Origin of the sequence: Amycolatopsis sp. NPDC051102 (assembly GCF_040682815.1) — a bacterium.
Taxonomy (GTDB): Bacteria; Actinomycetota; Actinomycetes; order Mycobacteriales; family Pseudonocardiaceae; genus Amycolatopsis.
Window position 1 is genome coordinate 217,092 of sequence record NZ_JBFBBT010000011.1, and the last position, 22,877, is coordinate 239,968.

Annotated in this window: 19 protein-coding genes; 7 read left to right on the plus strand and 12 right to left on the minus strand. The window is 71.5% G+C overall.

Translation table 11 applies throughout. The annotated features are described in order from the left end of the window. Positions 1-2 precede the first annotated feature (2 nt). A complete protein-coding gene (locus tag AB0M93_RS28945; RefSeq protein ID WP_364278612.1) occupies positions 3-416 on the plus strand; it encodes an ATP-binding protein in 414 nt (137 codons plus the stop codon). Between the two features lie 57 nt (positions 417-473). Here the strand turns inward: AB0M93_RS28945 and AB0M93_RS28950 are convergent, their stop codons facing one another. Continuing rightward, complete coding sequence (locus tag AB0M93_RS28950) at positions 474-3,635, minus strand: BTAD domain-containing putative transcriptional regulator (RefSeq protein ID WP_364278615.1); 3,162 nt, start codon at positions 3,633-3,635, stop codon at positions 474-476. Between the two features lie 146 nt (positions 3,636-3,781). On the opposite strand from AB0M93_RS28950, the gene AB0M93_RS28955 reads away from it, so the two are divergent. Together AB0M93_RS28955 and pcp are read left to right on the plus strand one after the other, a co-directional pair. Beyond that, complete coding sequence (locus AB0M93_RS28955; RefSeq protein WP_364278618.1) at positions 3,782-5,215, plus strand: M1 family metallopeptidase; 1,434 nt, start codon at positions 3,782-3,784, stop codon at positions 5,213-5,215. A 69-nt stretch (positions 5,216-5,284) separates the two neighbouring features. After that, complete coding sequence (pcp, locus tag AB0M93_RS28960; RefSeq protein WP_364278621.1) at positions 5,285-5,926, plus strand: pyroglutamyl-peptidase I; 642 nt, start codon at positions 5,285-5,287, stop codon at positions 5,924-5,926. 80 nt (positions 5,927-6,006) lie between these two features. Here pcp and AB0M93_RS28965 read toward each other — a convergent pair whose 3' ends face one another. Beyond that, positions 6,007-7,704, minus strand: coding sequence for an Hsp70 family protein (locus AB0M93_RS28965; protein ID WP_364278624.1), 1,698 nt, complete (start codon positions 7,702-7,704; stop codon positions 6,007-6,009). Positions 7,705-7,810: 106 nt separating this feature from the next. Further along, positions 7,811-10,369, minus strand: coding sequence for an ATP-dependent Clp protease ATP-binding subunit (locus tag AB0M93_RS28970; protein ID WP_364278627.1), 2,559 nt, complete (start codon positions 10,367-10,369; stop codon positions 7,811-7,813). Positions 10,370-10,731: 362 nt separating this feature from the next. Between AB0M93_RS28970 and AB0M93_RS28975 the strand changes: the two genes are divergently transcribed. Further along, positions 10,732-11,556, plus strand: coding sequence for a (2Fe-2S)-binding protein (locus AB0M93_RS28975; protein ID WP_364278630.1), 825 nt, complete (start codon positions 10,732-10,734; stop codon positions 11,554-11,556). Between the two features lie 351 nt (positions 11,557-11,907). On the opposite strand, the gene AB0M93_RS28980 is transcribed toward AB0M93_RS28975, so the two are convergent. Further along, complete coding sequence (locus tag AB0M93_RS28980) at positions 11,908-12,477, minus strand: TIGR03086 family metal-binding protein (protein WP_364278633.1); 570 nt, start codon at positions 12,475-12,477, stop codon at positions 11,908-11,910. 35 nt (positions 12,478-12,512) lie between these two features. Between AB0M93_RS28980 and AB0M93_RS28985 the strand changes: the two genes are divergently transcribed. Further along, a complete protein-coding gene (locus AB0M93_RS28985) occupies positions 12,513-13,376 on the plus strand; it encodes a helix-turn-helix domain-containing protein (protein WP_364278636.1) in 864 nt (287 codons plus the stop codon). A 138-nt stretch (positions 13,377-13,514) separates the two neighbouring features. Here AB0M93_RS28985 and AB0M93_RS28990 read toward each other — a convergent pair whose 3' ends face one another. Beyond that, positions 13,515-13,865, minus strand: coding sequence for an Lsr2 family protein (locus AB0M93_RS28990; protein WP_013230453.1), 351 nt, complete (start codon positions 13,863-13,865; stop codon positions 13,515-13,517). Between the two features lie 146 nt (positions 13,866-14,011). Beyond that, a complete protein-coding gene (gene lysS, locus AB0M93_RS28995; RefSeq protein ID WP_364278639.1) occupies positions 14,012-15,523 on the minus strand; it encodes a lysine--tRNA ligase in 1,512 nt (503 codons plus the stop codon). Positions 15,524-15,600: 77 nt separating this feature from the next. On the opposite strand from lysS, the gene AB0M93_RS29000 reads away from it, so the two are divergent. Together AB0M93_RS29000 and AB0M93_RS29005 are read left to right on the plus strand one after the other, a co-directional pair. Further along, positions 15,601-16,362 (plus strand): class I SAM-dependent methyltransferase, encoded by a 762-nt coding sequence (locus AB0M93_RS29000; protein ID WP_364278642.1) that lies wholly within the window; start codon positions 15,601-15,603, stop codon positions 16,360-16,362. Between the two features lie 47 nt (positions 16,363-16,409). Beyond that, positions 16,410-16,811 carry a DUF6640 family protein gene (locus AB0M93_RS29005; protein ID WP_364278645.1) on the plus strand — a complete coding sequence of 134 codons (402 nt, stop codon included), beginning with the start codon at positions 16,410-16,412 and terminating at the stop codon, positions 16,809-16,811. A gap of 35 nt (positions 16,812-16,846) precedes the next feature. Here the strand turns inward: AB0M93_RS29005 and AB0M93_RS29010 are convergent, their stop codons facing one another. From AB0M93_RS29010 to AB0M93_RS29035, 6 genes are all read right to left on the minus strand, one after another. Then, positions 16,847-17,623 (minus strand): type III pantothenate kinase, encoded by a 777-nt coding sequence (locus AB0M93_RS29010; RefSeq protein WP_364278648.1) that lies wholly within the window; start codon positions 17,621-17,623, stop codon positions 16,847-16,849. A gap of 5 nt (positions 17,624-17,628) precedes the next feature. Next, entirely contained in the window at positions 17,629-18,126 is a 498-nt protein-coding gene (panD, locus tag AB0M93_RS29015) for an aspartate 1-decarboxylase (RefSeq protein ID WP_086853279.1), read from the minus strand. 9 nt (positions 18,127-18,135) lie between these two features. Further along, positions 18,136-19,041 carry a pantoate--beta-alanine ligase gene (gene panC / locus AB0M93_RS29020; RefSeq protein ID WP_364278650.1) on the minus strand — a complete coding sequence of 302 codons (906 nt, stop codon included), beginning with the start codon at positions 19,039-19,041 and terminating at the stop codon, positions 18,136-18,138. Further along, entirely contained in the window at positions 19,038-19,943 is a 906-nt protein-coding gene (locus AB0M93_RS29025) for a DUF2520 domain-containing protein (protein WP_364278653.1), read from the minus strand. The genes panC and AB0M93_RS29025 overlap by 4 nt, the downstream gene beginning before the upstream one ends. A gap of 144 nt (positions 19,944-20,087) precedes the next feature. Continuing rightward, complete coding sequence (locus AB0M93_RS29030) at positions 20,088-21,191, minus strand: PrsW family intramembrane metalloprotease (RefSeq protein WP_364278881.1); 1,104 nt, start codon at positions 21,189-21,191, stop codon at positions 20,088-20,090. A 441-nt stretch (positions 21,192-21,632) separates the two neighbouring features. Next, positions 21,633-22,445 carry a hypothetical protein gene (locus AB0M93_RS29035; protein WP_364278657.1) on the minus strand — a complete coding sequence of 271 codons (813 nt, stop codon included), beginning with the start codon at positions 22,443-22,445 and terminating at the stop codon, positions 21,633-21,635. Positions 22,446-22,877 lie beyond the last annotated feature (432 nt).

Consider the following 22,877-nt stretch of genomic DNA (forward strand, 5'->3'; position numbering starts at 1 on the left):
GGATGCAGGAAACGTTCGGTTGCCACGGCGTGCCCGCGGTCCCGGACGCCCTCCGTCGCCTGCGGCACGAGCTGATGGCGTGGGTGCTGGCGGCGGGCGTCGACGAAGGCCGCGCGGGCGACATCGTGCTGGCCGCCTACGAAGCACTGGCGAACGTGGCCGACCACGCCTACGACGGATCGGGGGACGGGCTGGTGGACGTCGACGCCTCGGTGTCCCCGGACCGCGTCGAGGTGGTGATCACCGACCACGGGCAGTGGCGGACGCCGGTGCCGGACACTCAGCCGGTCTCGTTGCGGGGCCGCGGTTTGCTGCTGCTGCGGGCAAGCGCCGACCGAGCGGACATCTCGTCCGGAGACGCGGGCACGGTCGTGACGCTGACCTGGGACCTGGATCCGGTCGCCGACGCACGCTGAACCCCGGGTCGTGAGTGGTAAGGCGAGTTCTAACTCGCCTTACCACTCACGACCGCGTCAGCCCAGCTCGGCCAGTAGCCAGGCAATGGCGTCCTTTTTGGACTGCCGGCGGACCTCGTCGTGGACCGAGTCGTAGTCCGGCAGCTCCGCGCGCAGCTCGGCGATGAGCGCCCGCACCTCGGGACTGCCGAGGTCCAGCCGCCCGCGGACGACGGCCGACGCGGCGAGCACCCGCGCCGCCGTCTCGTACCGGCCCTGCCGCGCCCGGATCATCGCCAGCAGTTCCACCGACCCCGCCATGTCCGGCATGTCGCCGCGCTGGTTCGTGGCCCGGATCGCGATCGCCGCGTGCGGTTCCGCCTCGTCGGCGCGGTCGCGGGCCAGCAGGAGCCGCGCCTCGAACGCGTGGATCCACTCGTCGCCGATGCCGCCGGGGAACCAGTCGTCGCCGCCCATCGTGATCACGCGGTCGAGCAGGGTCCGCGCCTCGGCCAGCTCGCCCGTGCGCAGCAGCAGCTCGAGCCGGCCGAACATCAGGATGGCGCGCTGCTGCGGGTTCGTGATGTCCCGGCCGTAGCGCTCGGCCGCCTCCTGATCGCGCCAGGCCGCCTCGAAGTCGCCGGTTCGCGCGCGCTCGACGGCCAGCCGCCACCAGTGCTGCACGGCGTCCTCGTGCGACCGCAGCTCCATCGAAAGCGCCAGCCCACGCTGGTAGGTCTCGATGGCCTTCGCGCTGTCGCCGTCCTGCGACAGCGCGTACGCCTTGAAGCTCAGCGTCATCGCGATGCCCCAGCGGTCGCCGACCGCCTCGAACCCGGCGTGGGCCAGCTCGCGCGCCCGGTCCGCGCCCTCGACGTCACCCTCGTCGTCGAGCAGGAAGCTGTCCACCCAGTACCCGCCGGCCCGGGTCCACGGGTCCGGGTGCTGCTCGGCGCGGTGCACCTCACGGACGGCGACCTCGCGATCGCCGCCGAGGAAGGCCAGCATCGGCAGCCCCACCGCGAGCCCGGGGTAGCGGTCCACCGCGCCGGTGCGCACGCATTCGTCGACCAGCTGCAGCATTTCGGTCCGGTCGGTCCGCACCGGGACCTCGTCCATCAGGTACAGGAGGGCGCGGTAGGCGGCGGCGACGTCGGCGGGCAGCCGGTCGCCGAACGCGAGGGTCTCGCGGATCAGGCCGCCCACCCGGCCGCCCTGGCCGAGGATAGTGAGGTACCAGAACATCCCGTCCAGCAACGCGACCGCGTTGTCCACATCGGACATCTCGATCGCGCTGCGCAGGGCCGCGATCATGTTCGCGCTCTCGGCTTCGAACATGTCGATCGCCACCAGCTGCTCGGCGGTGCGCAGCGTCGGCTCCAGCCGCTGCGCGAACTCGGCGTAGTAGGCCGCCATCTCCCGGCGCGTCCGGTCGTGCTCGCCCGACTCCACCAGCCGCTCGGCGGCGTACGCGCGCAGTGTCTCCAGCATCCGGTACCGCGGCTCGCCGTTGCGGCCATCCCCGGTGTCCACTATGGACTTCTCGACCAGGCTGCCGAGCACGTAGGGCACGTCGGCGGCGGGCAGCAGCTCGTCCGCGCAGACGGCCTCGATCGCCGCCGCCTCGGCACCGCCGGTGAACACCGCGAGCCGCCGGGCCAGCACCAGCTCGGCGTCGGCCAGCAGGTCCCAGCTCCACTCGACGACCGCGCGCAGCGTCCGCTGCCGCGGCAACGCCGTGCGGCTGCCCGAGGTGAGCAGCCGGAAGCGGTCGCCGAGCCGTCCGGCGATCTGGGCCACGGTCATCGACCGCAGCCGCGCCGCGGCCAGCTCGAGCGCCAGCGGCATTCCGTCGAGCCGGCGGCAGATCTCGCCAATGCTGTCCACTGTGGACTCATCCAGCACGAAGTCGGGCCGGACCGCGGCCGCCCGGTCGAGGAACAGCCGGGTCGAGTCGAGCTCGGCGGCCTCCGCGGGCGCGGCGCGTTCCGCGGGCACCGGCAGCGGGCCGAGCGGGCACAGCGCTTCCCCGGTGATCGCCAGCGGTTCGCGGCTGGTCGCCAGGATCCGCAGCTTCGGTGCCCGCTGCAGCAGTTCGTCGGCCAGCCGGGCGGCGGCGTCGACGACGTGCTCGCAGTTGTCCAGCACCAGCAGCGCTTCCGCGCCGCCGAGCACCTCGACGGCCTGCTCCACCGGTTCCGGCTGACGGCGATTGATCTCGGTCTCGGCGCGGATCTCCCGGACCTCGAGCGCGCCCAGCAGCGTGGCGTAGACGTCGTCGGGGTCGCGGACGCCGGCCAGCGCGGCGAACCAGACGCGGCCCTGCTGGTGCGCCGGGTGCCGTGACGCCGCTTCGGTGGCCAAGCGCGTCTTGCCCGCCCCGCCGGGCCCGGCCAGGGTCACCAGCCGGGCGGAGCCGAGCAGCTCGGCCAGCAGCTTGAGCTCGTCGTCGCGGCCGATGAACGTGGTCAGCCGGGTCGGCAGCCGGTCGGCCATCGGCGACGGCGGCGCGAACTCGCCGCGCAGCGCGGCGACGTGGATCTCCTGCAGCTCGGCCGAAGGGTCGACGCCGAGCTGGTCGGCCAGCGTGCGGCGGATCCCGGCGTAGACGGCCAGCCCCTCCGACTGCCGACCGGCGGCACACAGCGCGCGGATCCGCAGGCCGGCGAGCCGTTCGCGCAGCGGGTCCGCGTCGGCCGCCGCGGCCAGGTCGGCCAGGACGGCGGCGTGGTCGCCCAGCCGGATCAGGGCTTCGAAGCGGTCCTCGGCCGCCTCGGCCCGCAGCTCGGTGAGCCGCCGGGCCGGCGCCGGCGCGAAGGGCGCGTCGAGGACGTCGGCGAGCGCGGCGCCCTGCCACAACGAGAGGGCCTCGGTGAGCAGGTCGGCGGCGCGGGCGTCACGGCCCGCGGCCAGTTCGCGGCGGCCGTCGGCGGCGAGCCGTTCGAAGCGCTCGGCGTCGACGTCACCGGCCGCCACCGCGAGCCGGTAGCCGCCCGGCCCGGATTCGACGGGCACCGGCAGGGCTTTCCGCAGCCGGGAGACCAGCGACTGGAGGGCGTTCGCCGCGTCAGCGGGCGGTTCGGCGCCCCAGAGCCCGTCGACGAGCGCGTCGGCGGGCACCGCCCGCCCGGCGTCCAGCGCCAGCCTGGCCAGGAGCATGCGGAGGCGGGCGCCGCCGATGTCGATCGGCGTGCCGTCGTCTTCCGCCGCCCGCAGCGGGCCCAGCAGCGCAACGCGCATGTGTCCAGCTTTCCAGACGGACGCGCGGCGCCGGGGCGGGCCGACGTAAGTGCTGATTATCCGGACAAATGCGACGCGATCGTCCGGTTCACCCGTTCGTGGCGATACGTTGCGGGCGCAGTCCACCGACACGGACAGGAGCGTTCATGAGGGGACAGAAACCGGTCGTGGTGGCGGCCGCCGTGGTCGCCAGTCTCTGCCTCGGCGCCGGCGTCGCCGCGGCGGGCGACGGCTGGGGCCCGGCCAAGCCCGGCAGCGACGGCGCGGGCGAGAGCTACTACCCGCAGGACGGCAACGGCGGCTACGACGTCGCCGACTACAACCTGAAGGTCGGCTACGACCCGGCGTCGCACCAGCTCACCGGCCACCAGGACATCACCGCGCGGGCGACGCAGTCGCTCAGCTCGTTCGACCTGGACCTGCACGGCCTGACCGTCGACTCGGTGAAGGTCGACGGCCGGGACGCGAAGTTCGCCCGGACCGGCGACCACGAGCTCGTCATCACGCCGGCGCGGCCGTTGTGGCGCGGCCAGGACTTCAAGGTCGCGATCGCCTACCACGGCGTGCCCGCGCCGATCAGCGACCCGTCGCTCGGCGACAACGGCTGGCAGTACGCCAAGGCGGGCGGCGCGTTCGTCGCTGGCGAGCCGAAGTCGGCCACCACCTGGTACCCGGTCAACGACACCCCGCTCGACAAGGCCACGTTCCACCTGGCGATCACCGTGCCCGACGAGTGGGGCGTGATCGCCAACGGCCGCGAACGCGGGACGCACAAGGCGCCGGGCGGCACCACGCACGTCTGGGCCGAAGAGACGCCGATCGTGCCGTACATGACGACGGTCGCGATCGACAAGTGGACCTTCGACCGCCGGCAGCGCAAGGACGGCACCCCGGTCGTCAGCGCGTTCGCCCCGGGCACGCCGGACGCGACCAAGCAGGCCGAAGGCCGGCTGCCGGAGATCCTCGACTTCCTCGAGTCGAAGTTCGGCCCGTACCCGATCGACGCGGCGGGCGGCATCTTCCTCAACGAGGAGATCGGCTTCTCGCTCGAGACCATGAGCCGCCCGATCTACTCCGCGGGCTGGGCCGGCACGGTCCCGACGATCGTCCACGAGAACGCCCACCAGTGGTACGGCGACTCGGTGGCGGTCGCGCACTGGCGCGACGTCTGCCTCAACGAGTGCTTCGCCTCCTACGCCGAGTGGCTGTGGGACGAGGCGAAGGAGGGCGTCGACCTGAACAAGCAGTACGCGGCCGACGTCAAGAAGGCCTCGGCGAAGTTCTGGGACGGCAAGCTCTACGACATGGGCGCCGGCAACGAGTTCACGTACGTGTATTCGAAGGGCCCGCTGATGCTGCACGCGCTGCGCAACTACATCGGGCAGCCGGCGTTCGACTTCGTGCTCAAGACCTGGCCGTCGCTGCACCGCGGCGGGAACGCGAGCATGCAGGAGTTCCAGCGGTACACCGAGTTCGTCGCGCACCGGAGCCTCAAGGGCTTCTTCGACGCGTGGGTGTACGGCACCGGCAAGCCCGCCGACCAGTACCTGTTCCCGGGCGGGCTCAAGCCCGCCGCCTGATCGCGGTCGTCGTCGAGGCCACCCTGCGGACGTAGGGTGGCCTCGACGCTTTTTCGCCAGGGAGGGTGCATGGCCAGGGTGCTGATGACGGGGTTCGCGCCGTTCGGCGGCGAGCCGGTGAACCCGTCGTGGCAGGCGGTTTCGCTGGTGAGCGCGCACCGGGACGACGTCGTGGCGGTCGAGCTGCCCTGCGAGTTCGCGGCGTCGCTGCCCGCGTTGCGGCGGGCGCTCGACGAGCACCGGCCGTCGCTCGTGGTGTGCGCCGGCCAGGCGGGCGGCCGGTCCGAGGTGACCCCGGAGCGGGTCGCGATCAACCTCGTCGACGCCCGCATCCCGGACAACGCGGGCGCCCAGCCGATCGACGTCCCGGTGGTCCCGGACGGCCCGGCGGCCTACTTCACGACGTTGCCGGTGAAGGCGTGCGTGGCGGCGATCCGCGCCGCGGGCGTGCCGGCGTCGGTCTCCCACACCGCGGGCACGTATGTCTGCAACCAGGTGTTCTACGGCCTGATGCACCTGCTGGCCACGGAGTTCCCCGGCGTGCGCGGCGGGTTCGTGCACGTCCCGTTCAGCCCGGAGCAGGTCGCGGCGTCGGGCAAGCAGGCGCCGTCGCTGGGCGTGGACCGGATCGCCGACGCGCTGGCCGTCCTCGCGGACACGGCGTTGCGGGTCACCGAGGACCTGGCGGTCAGCGCGGGCGCGGAGCAGTGAAGCGGGATCGCTGCAGCTAACCGCCGCGGCCGATGAGCTCGACGAACGCCGCCGGGCCCGCGGCCAGCAGCCTGGTGAAATCAGACCGGCTTGACCTCGCGGGTGAAGAAAGCGACCAGGTCCTCGGTGCGAGCAGGTTCGTACGCGCGGTAGATCCCGGCCGCCCGGCGGTCGTCCGCGCCGAAGAGCACGATCGTCGAGCTCAGGCCGGCGCCGGCGACGTACCTGCCGTGCAGACCGCCGCCGTCCCAGGTGCCGCGGCCGATGTCGCTGCCGGGGGCCGGCAGCTTCGCGTTCGCCTCGAACTCGTCGGCGGTCACGCCCTGGTAGTAGCTGACGGTGCCGCCCGGGATGCCACAGACGACCGCGACCAGCGCGCCCAGCTGCCGGCCGATCTGGTCGATGGTCTTGCAGGTGCCCCGGTCCGGGACGGAGCCGGCCAGCGAACGCAGGCACGGGGTGAACCCGGCCTGGTCGCGCTGCGCCGCCGACGTGCAGTCCACTGCGGACTTCGGGGACCCGTCGCGGTTGAGGACCACGACCACGGTGGCCACGAACCCGACGACCACCAACACGGCGAACGCGAGGAACCAGGGCCGCGCGATCCGGCGCGGTTTCTTCGGCTGCGGCGCGAACTGCGGAGCCTGCTGCCACGGCTGCGGCCGCGGCGGCGTCACGGGCGGACGGACGGGCGCGAAGCCGGGCACGGTGAGGTCGGTGGGAGTGCCGAGCGGAACGTGGTGGAGCCCGAACGCGACGGCCGTCTCGGGCTGGTCCTGGGTGGTCGGCGGGACGCCGAGCTGCCGTCCGAGCAGGGTGGCCAGCAGCGGCATCCGGCTCGGCCCGCCGACGAGGTAGACACCGCCGAGCCGCGCGGGCGTCAGGCCGGCGCGGCGGATCGTGGCGGCGAGCAGTTCGGCGCTGCGCAGCAGGCTGGGCCGCACGAGCGCTTCGAGCTCGTCCCGGCTGACGAGGACGTCCCCGAACGGCTCGGGCATCGGCACGTGGGTCTGCGCGTGCCGCGAGAGGCTTTCCTTGGCGTCGCGGACATCCTGCAGCAGCGCCCGGCGCGCGCGGCGGTCGGCGGTGGTCTGCGGGCGCAGGAGCCGTTGCCACTGCGCGGGATCGGCGTGCGACACCGACCGGCCGATGTGGACGAGCAGCGCCTGGTCGATGTCGAGGCTGCCGAGATCGGGCAGGCCGTCCTCGGCGAGCACGGTGAAGCCCTGCTGGGTCACACCGACGACAGCGCAGTCGAAGGTGCCTGCCCCGAGGTCGTAAACCCCGATGGGCCCACCGGTCCGGCTCCCGAGACTGGCGTAGTGCGCGGCGGCGGCCACCGGCTCGGGAATCAGCCGGACGTCGACGAGCCGGGCGGTCGCGGCGGCGGCCCGGAGAACGTCCTGCCGGTCGGCGCCCCAGCCGGCGGGGTGCGAAATCCGGGTCTGCGCGGGCGGCCGGCCGAGCTGCCGTTCGGCTTCCTCACCGACCCGGCGCAGCACGGCCGCGAAGGCGTCGGTGATCGGGATTTCGTGGTCACCGAGCTGCAGCCGGCCTTCGTCGATGCGCCGCTTGGGGTTGGGTTCGAACCGGCTGGGATCGAGCCGCGCCCGGCGTTCGGCATCCTGCCCGACGACGAGCATCCCGTCCTCTTCGACGAAGACGGCGGAGGGCATGGTGACGGACCCGTCGACCTCGACGGCCCGCGCCCCGCGTCCGAAAGCGGCGAGGACACCGACAGTGCTGGAAGTCCCGAAGTCGATCGACAGCACGTCCACGCGGATTCCCTCCCCAAGGTCCGCGGGCATCGTCTCACGCGCCCGGAAAGCCGAAGGGCGGCTCCCCCGAACCGGGGAACCGCCCTCCTGGCGTACTACGCGACGATCACTCGCCTTCGGCTTCGCCGCCCTGCTCCTCGTGGCCCGCGCCGATGCTGACCGGCGGGGCGTCCGGGATGGACGACGGACGGCGCTCACCGCGGAAGGTGAACCGCGCCTGGTCGTCCTTGTCCTCGGGGTTGCCGCTCCAGCCCTCGACGTCGACCAGGATGATCTGACCCGGCTCGACCTCGCCGAACAGGATCTTCTCCGACAGCTGGTCCTCGATCTCGCGCTGGATCGTGCGGCGCAGCGGCCGCGCACCGAGCACGGGGTCGAACCCGCGCTTGGCCAGCAGCGACTTGGCCTTCGCCGTGAGCTCCAGCTCCATGTCCTTGGCCTTGAGCTGGGTCTCGACCCGGCCGATCATCAGGTCGACCATCATGATGATCTGTTCCTGCGTCAGCTGGTGGAACACGATGATGTCATCGATCCGGTTCAGGAACTCCGGGCGGAAATGCTTCTTCATTTCCTCGTTGACCTTCTGCTTCATCTTCTCGTACCGGGTGCCGGTGTCGTTGGACCCGGCGAACCCGAGCGAGACGGACTTCGAGATGTCCGAAGTGCCCAGGTTGGACGTGAAGATGAGGACCGTGTTCTTGAAGTCGACCGTGCGACCCTGACCGTCGGTCAGGCGGCCGTCTTCCAGCACCTGCAGGAGCGTGTTGTAGATCTCCTGGTGCGCCTTCTCGATCTCGTCGAACAGGACCACCGAGAACGGCTTGCGACGCACCTTCTCCGTCAGCTGGCCGCCCTCTTCGTAGCCGACGTAGCCCGGAGGGGCACCGAAGAGCCGCGAAGCGGTGTAGCGGTCGTGGAACTCACCCATGTCGATCTGGATGAGCGCGTCGTCCTCGCCGAACAGGAACGAGGCCAGCGCCTTCGACAGCTCGGTCTTACCGACACCGGACGGGCCGGCGAAGATGAACGAGCCCGACGGGCGCTTCGGGTCCTTCAGACCGGCACGCGTGCGGCGGATCGCCTGCGAGACGGCCTTGACTGCGTCCTCCTGGCCGATGATGCGCTTGTGGAGTTCGTCCTCCATGCGCAGCAGCCGGGTGGTCTCCTCCTCGGTCAGCTTGAACACCGGGATGCCGGTCCAGTTGGCCAGCACCTCCGCGATCTGCTCGTCGTCGACCTCGGCGACGACGTCGAGGTCGCCGTCCTTCCACTGCTTCTCCCGCTCGCCCTTCTGGCCGAGGAGGGTCTTCTCCTCGTCACGCAGGCGGGCGGCCCGCTCGAAGTCCTGCGCGTCGATCGCGGACTCCTTGTCGCGGCGGACGTTCGCGATCTTCTCGTCGAACTCGCGCAGGTCCGGCGGCGCGGTCATCCGGCGGATGCGCATCCGGGCGCCGGCCTCGTCGATCAGGTCGATCGCCTTGTCCGGGAGGAACCGGTCGTTGATGTACCGGTCCGCCAGGGTCGCGGCGGCGACCAGCGCCGAGTCGGTGATCGAGACGCGGTGGTGCGCCTCGTACCGGTCGCGCAGGCCCTTGAGGATCTCGATGGTGTGCTCCAGCGACGGCTCGCCGACCTGGATCGGCTGGAACCGGCGCTCGAGGGCGGCGTCCTTCTCGATGTACTTGCGGTACTCCTCGAGCGTGGTCGCGCCGATCGTCTGCAGCTCACCGCGGGCGAGCATCGGCTTCAGGATCGAAGCCGCGTCGATCGCACCCTCGGCGGCACCCGCCCCGACCAGCGTGTGCAGCTCGTCGATGAACAGGATGATGTCGCCGCGGGTCTTGATCTCCTTGAGCACCTTCTTCAGGCGCTCTTCGAAGTCACCGCGGTAGCGGGAGCCGGCGACCAGGGAGCCCAGGTCCAGCGTGTAGAGCTGCTTGTCCTTGAGCGTCTCGGGCACCTCGCCCTTGACGATGCTCTGCGCGAGGCCCTCGACGACGGCGGTCTTGCCGACGCCGGGCTCGCCGATGAGCACCGGGTTGTTCTTGGTCCGGCGGGACAGGACCTGCATGACCCGCTCGATCTCCTTGCCGCGCCCGATGACCGGGTCGAGCTTGCCCTCGCGGGCGAGCACGGTCATGTTGCGGCCGAACTGGTCGAGGACCAGCGACGACGACGGGGTGCCCTCACCGCGGCCGGAACCGGTTTCGGTGGACTCCTTGCCGCCCTGGTAGCCCGAGAGCAGCTGCAGCACCTGCTGGCGGACCCGGTTGAGGTCCGCTCCCAGCTTGACCAGGACCTGCGCGGCGACGCCCTCGCCCTCGCGGATCAGGCCGAGCAGGATGTGCTCGGTGCCGATGTAGTTGTGGCCGAGCTGCAGCGCTTCGCGCAGTGACAGCTCCAGCACCTTCTTGGCGCGCGGCGTGAACGGGATGTGCCCGCTCGGCGCCTGCTGGCCCTGGCCGATGATCTCTTCGACCTGCTGGCGCACGCCCTCCAGGGCGATGCCCAGCGACTCCAGCGCCTTGGCGGCGACACCCTCACCCTCGTGGATCAGACCCAGGAGGATGTGCTCGGTGCCGATGTAGTTGTGGTTGAGCATCCTGGCCTCTTCTTGAGCCAGGACGACCACCCGCCTCGCGCGGTCGGTGAACCTCTCAAACATGTGCACTCCCTCGACTGCTGCGCCGGCGGCCCGTTTCCATCGCGTGCTTTCACCGCGATGGATTCAGCACCGTGAGACCACTCTAGTAGCCAAGTCGTCGCGCTGGCGTACCACTACGGCTCTCGGCGGTCGTTTCCGCACCCGGACGTGGCATCTCCCGGGTGCTCCCATCATCAGGTTGCCCTGCACCTTTACGTCAAGCCCAACGTGCGAGCGGCCACGTGGATTCCGCCATCCGCGCGCTGTCCGCTCACCGCGAACAGTCCGCAAGCTGGAAGTGCCCCACCCGATTGGCGCAGCCCCGGTCAGCCTGTAAGGTTAGGCACGCCTAATCCACTACGGCGCTGCGAGGAGGGCCACGGTTGAACCAGCAGCGGTCCTTCCGTGACGCACGCGAGGTCGGCGACGGCCTCGCGTCGTCGTTGCGGCGCGTTTCGGGCCGCCAGGGCCGCACTGAGCTGCGGCGCGACGTCCCGGCGGGCTGGATCCGCTGTTCGGAGCTGCTGGAGACACCGGGCTACTTCGACGAGTGGCGCGGCCTGCTGGGCGACTGGCTCCTGCGCGAGCACGCCGCCACCCCGGCCCGCACGACGGCCAGCTGGGTGATGACGTGGTACCTCCACGTACCGGCGTACGTCGGCGCGCTGTTGTGGCACCACGAGCGCCGGGTGCCGTCGCTTTCGCCGGGCGAACTGGCGTTCAGGCTGGCCGACGACCGCCCCCACCCGGACGGGATGGCGGTCCTGGGTGACGCATTCCACTGCCTCCCGACGGACCCGGGTTCGGCCCGCCCGGAGGCCACGGTGGTCCGCGACGAGCGAGCGCTGGCGGCGGTGCTGAGGGCCCGCTACCTGGCGCACGCGGCACAGTTCGTCCGGGCGTACACGCCCCTGAGCAGACTCGGCCGCAGGACGCTGTGGGCGGCGGCGACGGACGCGCTGGAGAACTCACTGTGGTGGGCCGGCCTGCAGGGCGGGACGGCGGAGGCGGAAGGCGCGGGCGTGGCGGACGCGGCGCTGGTCCTCGACGAGCGGTACCCGCCCCTGACGTCGGCATCGACGCTGCGGTTGGCGGAGGGCCCGGACGGCCACCGCGAGTGGACGAGGCGCCGCGAGAGCTGCTGCTTTTCGTACCTGCTGCCGTCGTCGCAGGAATGCGACGGCTGCCCTCGCACCTGCCCGCGGTAGCCAGCTCCCGGTCCGGCCCAGCGGCACCCAGCGCCCACGTCGGCAGCGGCCACGACGGGAGGCACCGGATCGGCGCCGGCAACGGTCACGACGGGAGCATTCCTTCCCCCAGTTCAGGGAGTGAGCCACCGAAGCCGCACAACCTGCCCGCGACCACCGCTTGCCCTGCTCTGACGCCGCGAGGCCGCAGCCCGCTGCACCGAGCCCGCGGCCTCACCTACCAGGGAAAACGCCCCCCACCCTCCCGGGGGCGGCCCCTAGGCCAGTCTATCGGCCACCACCGGCAAAACCCCCGATCACCACCCCAAGACCGAGACCTGTCCACAACCCAGCACCCCCTGTGGACAACCCTCACGCCGTCCACCCCGGATCCCGCCCAGCGGCACCCAGTGCCCGCGCCAGCGGCGACGCATCCGCGCCCACCTCGACCACCGCCCCGTAAACCCCCATCGCCCGGGCCTGTTCCCCCATCGCCACCGCCGACTCGTACACCGCCGTCGCCGCGGCCGGGTCGCACTCCAGCGACCGGCCGCTCGCCCGGGCCAGGTCCCAGCCGTGCAGGACGAACTCGCCCAGCACCATGTCGCCCACCACCGACGCCGGCATCGGGGTCGCGCCCAGGGCCGTCATGCCCGTCCAGGCCGACGGGGTCCCGAAGACCTCCACCAGCGTCTCCGTCTGCTTCTCCAGGGCCGCGCGCCAGTCCTCGGTCACCAGCGCCGCCTCGGCCTCGCCGGCCGCCGGGGACGGCGGTTCCTCGCGCCGTCCCGCCGCGATGAGCCACGGGCCCCAGTACAAGAGATGGTTGAGCAGCCCGCGGACGTCGTAACCCGCGCACGGCGTCGGCGCGGTCAGGTCGGGGACCGCGCACGCGATCCGGAGGAACTCGGCCGCGGCCGGGCGCAACAGTGAAGCAGTCATGGCGGTGATCCAAACCCGGCGCACGGCGGGCCGTCTTGGACGAACGCGACAGCTACCGTTGGCGCGTGGGCGAGCACCGGATCCCGCGCGGCATCGTGGCCGAGGCCACCGCGCGCACGATGTTCACGTTGACCCGCCACCCGCCCGCGCCCGAGCTGGCGGAGTTCGTCGACTACCACTGGATCCTGCGCTGGGACCGCACCGGCGAACCGCCTTACGAACAGCGTGTGCTGCCGAACCTGGCCGTCCACGTGACGTTCTTCCCCGGCGCCGCCGGCGTGTACGGCCCGGCGCGTGAGGTCTTTTCCCACCGGCTGGCCGGCCGCGTCCAGGGGCTGGGGGTGCGATTTCGGCCGGGCTGCTTCCGCGCGTTCCTCGGCGGCCCGGTGCGTGACATCGCCGACCGCGCTGTCCCGCTCACCGACGTTTTCGGACCGGCGGCCGCGGGGACCGCGGAATCGGTGCAGTCCGCCCGTGACGACGCGGAAATGGCCGCCGCGGTCGACAACTTGCTGATCGCAAATCCCGTGCGCCTGTCGGCCGCCGCTCGGCAGGCGGCGGAGGCGGTGGAATCAATCGCACGCGATCCCGGAATTACCCGGGTGGCGCAACTGTGCGCGGATACTGGACTAACCACCCGGTCTGTCCAGCGTATGTTCGCCGAACACGTCGGCGTCCCGCCCAAGTGGGCGATCCGGATATACCGGCTCAACGACGCAGCGCAGCGGCTCGTCACGGAAGGACAACGCGATTACGCCGGTCTGGCGGTTCGACTGGGCTATAGCGACCAGTCGCACTTCATCCGCGATTTCCGGACCGTGACGGGGCAGTCGCCCGCCGAGTACGTCCGAACGGCTCGCGCGGACGGCGGCGGAGAACCGGACAGCGATCGGACATGACAAAGCCGCCGGGTGCGAATTCACCCGGCGGCCATCACTGGAAACCCCCGCGTCACCAGAATTCGCCACCCACCGGGCGCGGGATAACGGCTGGTCAGCGACCTGCCGTCAGCCCGTGCGGGGCGGCGTGAACAATCTTCAGTTCTTCTTGTGGTAAGCCTCGACGACCTCGGAGGGGATGCGGCCGCGGTCGGAAACCGCGTAACCGTTCTTGCGTGCCCAGGACCGGATGGCCTGGTTCTGCTCACGGTCGACCGCCGCCGGACGAGCCGAACCCTTACCCGCGACCGGGCGCACCGTAGCGCGCTTGCGGCCACCCGCACGACGCGCGTGCTCGACATACTGGGCGAGGGCGTCCCGCAGCTCCTCGGCGTTTTCCGAGGAGAGATCGATCTGGTAGCTGACGCCGTCCAAACCGAACTCGACGGTCTCTTCCGCCTCACTGCCGTCGAGGTCGTCGACCAGCGAGACGAGCACCTTCTGTGCCATCCGTTTCCTCCTGCGGGGCTTACTCAATGATCTGGGTTACGGGGCGAGCCCCGGGACAGAAGTCTTTGTCCAGAACATTAGTACCCGCTTCCGGAGTGCAACGCAAATCTCATATGCATAACCCGGCCGCTATCCACACTGCCGGGTTATTCAGGTCGCACCAGCGGGAAGAGGATCGTCTCCCGGATACCGAGACCGGTCAGGGCCATGAGCAGCCGGTCGATCCCCATTCCGACACCACCGCTCGGCGGCATTCCGTACTCGAGGGCGCGGAGGAAATCCTCGTCCAGCCGCATGGCTTCGCTATCGCCCGCCGCGGCCAGCCGGGACTGTTCGGTGAGGCGTTCCCGTTCGACGACCGGATCGACCAGCTCGGAGTATCCGGTGGCGAGTTCGAAACCGCGCACGTAGAGGTCCCACTTCTCCGCCACGCCGGGCCGGGAGCGGTGCTGCCGCGTCAATGGCGAGGTCTCCAGCGGAAAATCACGGACAAACGTCGGGGCGTGCAGGTGATCTCCGACGAGGTGTTCCCACAGTTCCTCGACCAGCTTGCCGTGGCCCAGCTTCGGATCCACTTCCAGGCCCCTGGCCTGCGCGAATCCGAGCAGTTTGGCGGCCGGCGTCTCCGGCGTCACCTCTTCGCCGAGGGAATCGGACAACGACTCGTACATTCCGAGTGTGGTCCATTCGCCGGAGAGGTCGTACTCCGAACCGTCGGGCAGGGTGACGACCTGGCTGTCCAGCACCGCCTGCGCGGCCTCCTGGATCAGCTCCCGCGTCATCACCGCGTTCGTGTCGTACGTGGCGTAGGCCTCGTAGTACTCGAGCATCGCGAACTCCGGCGAATGCGACGAGTCGCTGCCTTCGTTCCGGAAGTTGCGGTTGATCTCGAAGACCTTCTCGATGCCGCCGACGACGCAGCGCTTGAGGTAGAGCTCCGGCGCGATCCGCAGGAACAGCTCCATGTCGAACGCGTTGGAATGCGTGACGAACGGGCGCGCCGCGGCGCCGCCGTGCAGCGTCTGCAGCATCGGCGTCTCGACCTCGGTGAACCCGCGCCGGTGGAACGACTCCCGCAGCGACCGCACCACGCCGGCGCGCGTGCGCACGACGTCCCGCGCGCGCGGGCGCATGATGAGGTCGACGTAGCGCTGGCGGATCCGGGTTTCCTCGGCCAGCTCCTTGTGGGCGGTCGGCAGCGGGCGCAGCGCCTTCGACGTGATGCGCCAGGCGTCGGCCATCACCGAGAGCTCGCCGCGCTTGGACGTGATGACCTCGCCCTGCACGAACACGTGGTCGCCGAGGTCGACATCGGACTTCCACGCCGCCAGCGCGTCTTCGCCGACCTTCGCCAGGCTGATCATCGCCTGCAGCTCGGTGCCGTCGCCCTCTCGCAGGCTCGCGAAGCACAGCTTGCCCGTGTTGCGCATGAACATGACCCGGCCGGTGACGCCGACGACCTCGCCGGTGGCGGTGTCGGTGGGCAGCCCGGAATGCGCCGCGCGCACCTCGGCGAGCGTGTGCGTGCGGGGTACCTCGACCGGGTAGGGATCGATACCCTCGGCGAGGATCCGGTCGCGCTTCTCCCGGCGCACCCGCATCTGCTCGGGCAGTTCGTCTTCGGCGGGCTCGCTGGTGGAAGCGGGGTTTTCGGTCATGGCCCATAGGGTACGAACCCCGCCGCGCGCTACGCCAACCGGATTACCTTTCCTTTCGGTCGATTAACCTGGGGTCCGTGAGTGATCCCACACCCGAGCACCGCGCCCGGCGGGCCGCTTCGTTCGGCGCCCGCGCGGCCGAGTACGCCCAGCACCGGCCCGGTTACCCCCGCGAAGCGATCGAATGGGGCCTGTCCGGGGTGACCGGAACCCCGCGCCGGGTGCTCGATCTCGGCGCCGGCACCGGCAAACTCACCCTCGGCCTCACCGCGCTGGGTCTCGACGTCACCGCCGTCGAACCGGACCCGGAAATGCGCGCGGAACTGGAGCGGGCCGTGCCGTCGGCGACGTCGCTGGCCGGTCAGGCGGAACGGATTCCGCTGCCGGACGGCGGCCTCGACGCCGTTTTCATCGGCCAGGCGTTCCACTGGTTCGACGTGCCCGAGGCGATGACGGAGATCGCCCGCGTGCTGCGCCCGGGCGGCGTGTGCGTACCGGTGTGGAACTACGAAGACGAATCGGTGCCGTGGGTCGCCGAGTTCACCGAACTGGGTCGCGACGGCGCCCGCCGCCCGGCGAGCGTCGAAGATTTGCGCCACGTGACGCACCCGGCGTTCGAGTCTTTCGAATGCGAGCGGTTTCGCCATGTGCAACGGCGGACGGCGGAGAGCCTGCTGGAAACGATCGCGACGTATTCGATCGTGATCGTCTCGGCCCCGGAAGAGTCGGCGGCGCTGCTGGACCGGCTCCGGCAGTTCCTGGCCGCGAATCCGGCGACGGCGGACGGCGAGTTCGACCTGCCGCTGGTCACCACGGCCCTGCGCGCGCGACGGCGCTGAAGCCGCGTACTTGACCTCGATCGAGGTGGAGGTTCGATACTGCGGCAATGCGCAGGAAATCACTGGGGCGGGCCCTGATCTCGCTGACCTCGTTGGTGACGGCCGTGGGCCCGTACAAGGCCGACTGGAACGAAACGCACGTCCACAACCCGGCCTGGCCACCGCACGCGAAGTTCCACAACGGCCAGACGATGAGCCTCGGGCTCGCGCTGGGGGCGACGAGCCTGTGGCAGCTCTGGCGGCGGCCGACCCGGGCGGGTCTCGACGCGGGGGCCGTGCTGGCGTCGCTGTACTGGGTGACGCAGGTTTCGGCGCTGGCCTACCCGGGGTCCCGCGCGGTCGATCCGCCGGGGGAGGATCGGTTCCCGCAGGCGAAGATCGCCTTCCCGGCGCTGGCGTTGACGGCGCTGGGGTACGTGCTGGAGCGCCGCCGGCTGGCCCGCGGCTGACGGCGCCCCGGGGGCACGGGCCGGGGTGCGTCCGATCAGGACCGGATGTTGCGCTCGTGGACCAGCCGCAGCCCGAGCAGCGTCAGCTCCGGCACGTGGTCGGTGATCGTCTCCGACTCGCCGATCACCAGCGGCGCCAGGCCGCCGGTGGCCAGCACCGCCACCGGTTCCGTGCCACCCGGCGCCAGCTCGCGGACGATCCGGCGGACCAGGCCGTCCACCTGGCCCGCGAAGCCGTACAGGATGCCCGACTGCAGGCACTCGACCGTGTTCTTGCCGATCACCGACCGCGGCGGGACCAGCTCGACCTTCCGCAGCGCCGCCGCGCGCAACGCCAGCGCGTCCACCGAAATCTCGATGCCCGGGGCGAACGCGCCGCCCAGGAACTCGCCGCGGGCGGAGATCGCGTCCACGTTCGTCGACGTGCCGAAGTCGACCACGACGCACGCCGTGCTGTGGAGGTGGTGCGCGGCCAGCGTGTTCACCAGCCGGTCCGCGCCCACCTCCTTCGGGTTGTCCACCAGCAGCGCCACGCCCGTGCGCACGCCCGGCTCCACCACGATCTTCGGGATCCGGGCGTAGTAGCGGGCGAGCATCACCCGCAGCTCGCGCAGCACCGCCGGCACCGTCGACAACGCGCTGATCCCGGTGATCGCGTCCGCGTGCGGGCCGAGCAGGCCGCGAACCGTCAACGCCAGCTCGTCGGCCGTGATGCGCGCGTCCGTGCGCATCCGCCAGTCGCCGACCAGCGCGTCCCCGGACCACAGCCCCAGGACGATGTTCGTGTTGCCGACGTCGACGGTGAGCAGCAAGCGGGTCAGCTTTCCGCGTGCAGCAGCGCGTCGAGGCGGCGGGCGTCCGCCGTCTCGGCGACCGGGAAGACCGCCGTCTCCTCGTCCGGCGGCAGGGTCACCGTGCCGGAAAGCAGGCCGGAACCCTCCGGCGCGTGGCCGGGGTCGGTGTGCCGGTGGACGATCCGGTTGTCCGCGTCGACGAACACCACGCGCGGCTGGTACGTCGCCGCCTCCGCGTCGTCCATCTGGCCGTACGAGATGAGGATGACCAGGTCACCCGGGTGCACCAGGTGCGCCGCGGCGCCGTTGATGCCGAGCACCCCGCTGCCGCGTTCCCCCTTGATGACGTAGGTCTCCAGCCGCGCCCCGTTGGTGACGTCCACAATGGACACCTGTTCCCCCGGCAGCAGGTCCGCGGCCTCCATCAGGTCCTCATCGACCGTCACCGAACCGACGTAGTGCAGGTCGGCCTGGGTCACGGTGACCCGGTGGATCTTCGACTTGAGCATCGTGCGGTACATCGTGGACTCCTATTCCCCTGCGTCCAGCCGCTCCGGGTGCTCGACGGCAGCGCCGAGCAGCACCGGAACGTTGTCGATCAGCCGGGTACTCCCCACCCGGGCCGCGATCAACAATCGTGCTTCACCATCGACGGGCGCGGGCCCGAGGTCGGTTCCCCGCAACTCCAGGTAATCCACCTCGACCGCGGGCCGCGCGGCGAGGGTCTTCCACGCGGTCTCGAGGACCGCGGCGGCCCCGTCCCGGCCGACGAACGCCCCCGCGGTGAGGGCGGCCGACAGGACGATGGCGTCTTCACGCTGTTCGGGCGTCAGGTAGACGTTGCGCGAGGACAACGCGAGCCCGTCGCGCTCGCGCACGGTCGGCACGCCGATGACGCGCGTGTCGATGTTCAGGTCGCGCACCATCCGCTTGATCAGCACCAGCTGCTGGTAGTCCTTTTCGCCGAAGAAGGCGTAGTCCGGACGGAGCAGGTTGAACAGCTTCGCCACGACGGTGAGCACGCCGGCGAAGTGGCCGGGCCGGACCGCGCCTTCGAGTTCGTCGCCGAGCGGTCCCGGGTGGACGGTCACCACGGCCCCTTCGGCGTAGAGCGCGTCCGCGCTGGGCGTGAACGCGATTTCGATGCCGTCCTCGCCCAGGATCGCGAGGTCGGCCTCCAGCGGCCGCGGGTAGGCCTCGAAGTCCTCGCCCGCGCCGAACTGCAGCGGGTTCACGAAGATCGAGGTGGCCACGACGGTGTTCGGGAGCCGCTTCGCGCGGCGGATCAGCTCGCGGTGGCCGGCGTGCAGCGCACCCATGGTCGGCACGAGCGCCAGCTTGCGGCCGACGCCGTGCAGCGCCCGGCTAACCTGGCTCACCTGCTCGGGTGACGCGAAGGTGTTCAGGGTGCCGCGGCTGAATTTCGGTGTGGTCACTGGTCTTGGTGCCCTTCGGCGGGATCGTCGAGGAGTTCGGTGAGGTCTTCGGCGGCCGCGGTGGCCAGCAGCCCGGCAGCCTTGGAACGCGCCACCGTGCGTTTGGCCAGCGCGCGGTAGGCCGGCGCCACGTCCGGCGCCCGCTCCGCGAGCACCTCGAGGTGCTTGCGGACAGTGCCGGCGTCGCCACGCGCGACCGGGCCGGTGAGGGCGCGATCGCCGTGTCGCAGCACATTATCCAACGCCGCCGAAAGCAGTGGTGCGACCAGGCGTTCGGAATGCCCGATTCCGGCCTGCCGCAACAGGTCCGCACAGTCCGCGACCAGCGTCATCAGGTGGTTCGCGCCGTGGGCCAGCGCAGCGTGGTAGAGCGCTCGCGCGGAGTCGGGGATCCGGACCGGTTCGGCGCCCATCTCGACCGCCAGCGCTTCGCCGACGTGCCACGCCGCCTCGTCGTCCTCGGCCGCCGTGACGCCGATGCTGCACGCCGCCAGCCGCTCGAGGTCCTCTTCGCGGCCGGTGAACGTCATCACCGGGTGCAGGGCGAGCCGCAGGGCGCCGACCTCGGCAGCGGGGGCGAGCACGTCGATGCCGTGCGCGCCCGAGGTGTGCACGACGATCTGCCCCGGCCGCAGCGACCCGGTGGCGACGAGGCCGCGGACCATCCCGGCCAGCGCGTCGTCGGGGAGGGCGAGCAGCACCAGGTCCGCCCGGCGGACGGTCTCGTCGGGCGGCAGCAACGGCACGTCGGGGAGCAGGCGTTCGGCACGGGCCAGCGACGAGGCCGACAGGCCCGACGCGGCGACCACGGTGTGCCCCGCCCGGGCCAGCGCGGCGCCGAGCACGCTGCCCACCCGGCCGGCGGAGACGACACCGACCGCGAGGCGAGCGGGCCTCGTCATGGCGTGCGCCTGTGGACGCTCATGGTTCGCAGACTCCCTCTGCTCTCGTTCCAGTCCCGTTCGGGGTACCGGACGAACGGCGCGAGACTAACTCGGCCGGGCGCGCACCGTTGAGCCCGGGTGACCAGCTTCACCCGGACCGGTTCACCCCTGCGCAGCCTCGTCGGCGAGGCGCGTGGCCTCGGCGCGAGCGGCTTTCAGGGTGCGCAGGAGCTCCTGCTGGCGTTGCCGGTCGGCGTCGCTGGTGAGCTTGTGACGGTCGAGGAAGGCGAGCTCCGTGACGCTGGCCTGGTAGATGGCGACGGCCTTCGCGGCCTGCTTGCCGGACTGCCGTTTCGCCTGGCGGCGCCAGGCGCGCCGGCCGGGCAGGCTGGCCAGCAGCTCGACCTCCGACGGCGCGATCCACCGCGCGGCGGCCATGTGCGGCAGGGCGGCGGCGATGATCCGCTGCTCCCGCCGTCGCTGCAGGACGACCAGGTAGACCACGCCGAAGAAGAGCGGAAGCATGATCAGGAAGTAGACGGTGAGGAACTTCGACCCGCCGAGCAGCGCGGCGCTGTTCCACAGCGCGTGCAGGCTCACGGCGGCGAGGTACCCGGCGACCGGCGCGATGATCTTCAGCGCCTTGGTGGTGGTCCGCGCGGCGATCCCGATCCCGATACCGGTGAGCACGGCGAACAGCGGGTGGGTGAAGGGAGCGAGCACGCCACGCAGGAAGAACGCGGTGATGACGCCCTGGCTGCGCCCGTCACCGAAGCCGTAGTCGTAGAAGGCCCGGCCGAAGTAGTAGATGTTCTCGGTGAAGGCGAACCCGGCGGCGCTGAACCCGGCGTAGACGACCCCGTCCACGACGCCGTCGAATTCACTGGACCGCCGCCACAGGATGAGGACGACGAAGAGAGCCTTCGCGGCCTCCTCGACAACAGGGGCGGAAACGAGCGCGGCGACGGTGTTCCCGCTGCCCTGCCCGAGCAGCTCGTCCCCGACGGCTTCGGCGGTGGTGTTGATGAGCAGCGCGGTGATGGTCGCGATGCAGGCACCCCAGGCGAAGGCGAGCAGCAGGAACTTGGCGGGCTCGGGCTCCCACCGGTCAACCCAAAGGAACCCGGCGACGACACCGGCCACGGGCACGAGCGCGGCAAGCACACCGATGGTGACGGCGAGGGGCCCGACCCGCGCGGTGGCGAGCCCGAACAGGAACAGGCCACACAGGGCCACCACGATCAGCCCGAGCACCGGCAGCAGCACGGTGACCCGGCGAGGCCGCCGTCCGCGATCAAGTCCCGTCGCGGGCGAGAGGGTTCCGCTCACAGCCGGTCACCCTACGCAGACCGGACAGGAAGAGAAACGCCACCTCGGTCTTCCGCCGCCGCGATCTTGTGCCGTCGCGGATGCCTTGAGCGCCACCTGGGGTGCTTGGCGGACGCGGTCGGCCGGCCACGCTCGGCGGGGGCGCTTGGCGGCCCTGCTTGGGCCGGTTCGCTCGGGCCGCGCCGGGCAGGCCCGCGCTCAGCAGGTCCACTTGGGGAGGGTGCACTCGGCGGGCCACATTCGGCAGGCCCGCGCTCGGCAGATCCACTTGAAGCGGAGTGCGCTCAGCGGGCCGCCTTGAGCGGCCCTGCGCTCAAGCCACGTTCGGCAAGTGCGCGCAGGCCGGGCCGGAGACCGCCGTCAGGCGGCCGGCCGGCCTCAGTCCTCCGCGCGTCGGCGGCGGCGGGGCGTCGCGCCCGTGCCGCCGTTTGCCGCCAGGAGCTCGCTCACCGAACGGCCCGCCGCGTGGGAGCCGCTGCCCGGGGCCGGCTCGGGGGCCGCCCGGTGGCCGTTGCGGGCTCCGTTGTGGCCGTTGCCGTTCTGCTCCACCGCGGCCGGGTCCACCGGCGTCATGCCGCGGCGGGACATCGAGGCGCGCTCGGCGACCATGCCCTCCCAGGCCGGTGGCTCGCCGTCCGGGCGACGGCGGCGGCCGCCGCCTGCCGGCTCCGGGGCCGCCGGCACCGCCGGGAGCTGCTGCGATTCGTCCGGCTTGCGGCGACGGCCGCCCGAGCGGCCCTGGAAGTTGCGGACCGACTCCGGCAACGTCGGGTTCGCCAGCGGCGCCGCGTCGGCCTGGGCCGCGGCCTCCCCGGGCGCGCGGTGGGACCCGCCGTGCCGGGACGGCGGCTCGTCCAGGATCGGCGACATGTCCGCCCGCGAGAACTGCTCCAGCCGCGACGGGCGGCGGCCATCGGCGGCCGGGACCGGCGTGGTCGGCGGAACCACCGGCGGCAGGTTCGTGCGCGACGGCTGCCGCGGCGCCGGGTTGTTGCTCGGCACCGGGGTCGTCGGCGGGACGACCGGCGGCAAGTCGGTACGGGACGCCGAGGCGTCCCGGGGCATCGGCGGCCGGTCCGGCTTCGGCTCGGGCGGCTTCGGCCGGTTCGGCCGCTGGCGCTCGGCGAAGTCGTCACGGTTCTGGAAAGCCGCACTCAGGTCCTTGACCGGACGGATGTCCGACCGCGACATCTCGGAAGGCTTCGGCGGCGGCACATTGCCCCCCGGACGGCCCGGCGCCCCCCGCGGCGGCTCAGGCGCCTTGCGCTGCTCGGGACGCACGCCGTTCGGCTGGCCACCGACCCGCGGGATGTCGGGCCGCGACATCTCCACACGAGGAATGTCCGGCCGCGACATCTCGACCCGCGGGATGTCTGGGCGCGACATCTCCACACGAGGAATATCGGGCCGCGACATCTCCACGCGGGGGATATCCGGCCTGGACATCTCGACTCGCGGAATATCCGGACGGGACATCTCCACCCGCGGGATATCGGGCCGCGACATCTCCACACGCGGGATATCCGGCCGCGACATCTCCACACGCGGGATATCCGGCCGCGACATCTCCACACGCGGGATATCCGGCCGCGACATCTCCACACGCGGGATATCCGGCCGCGT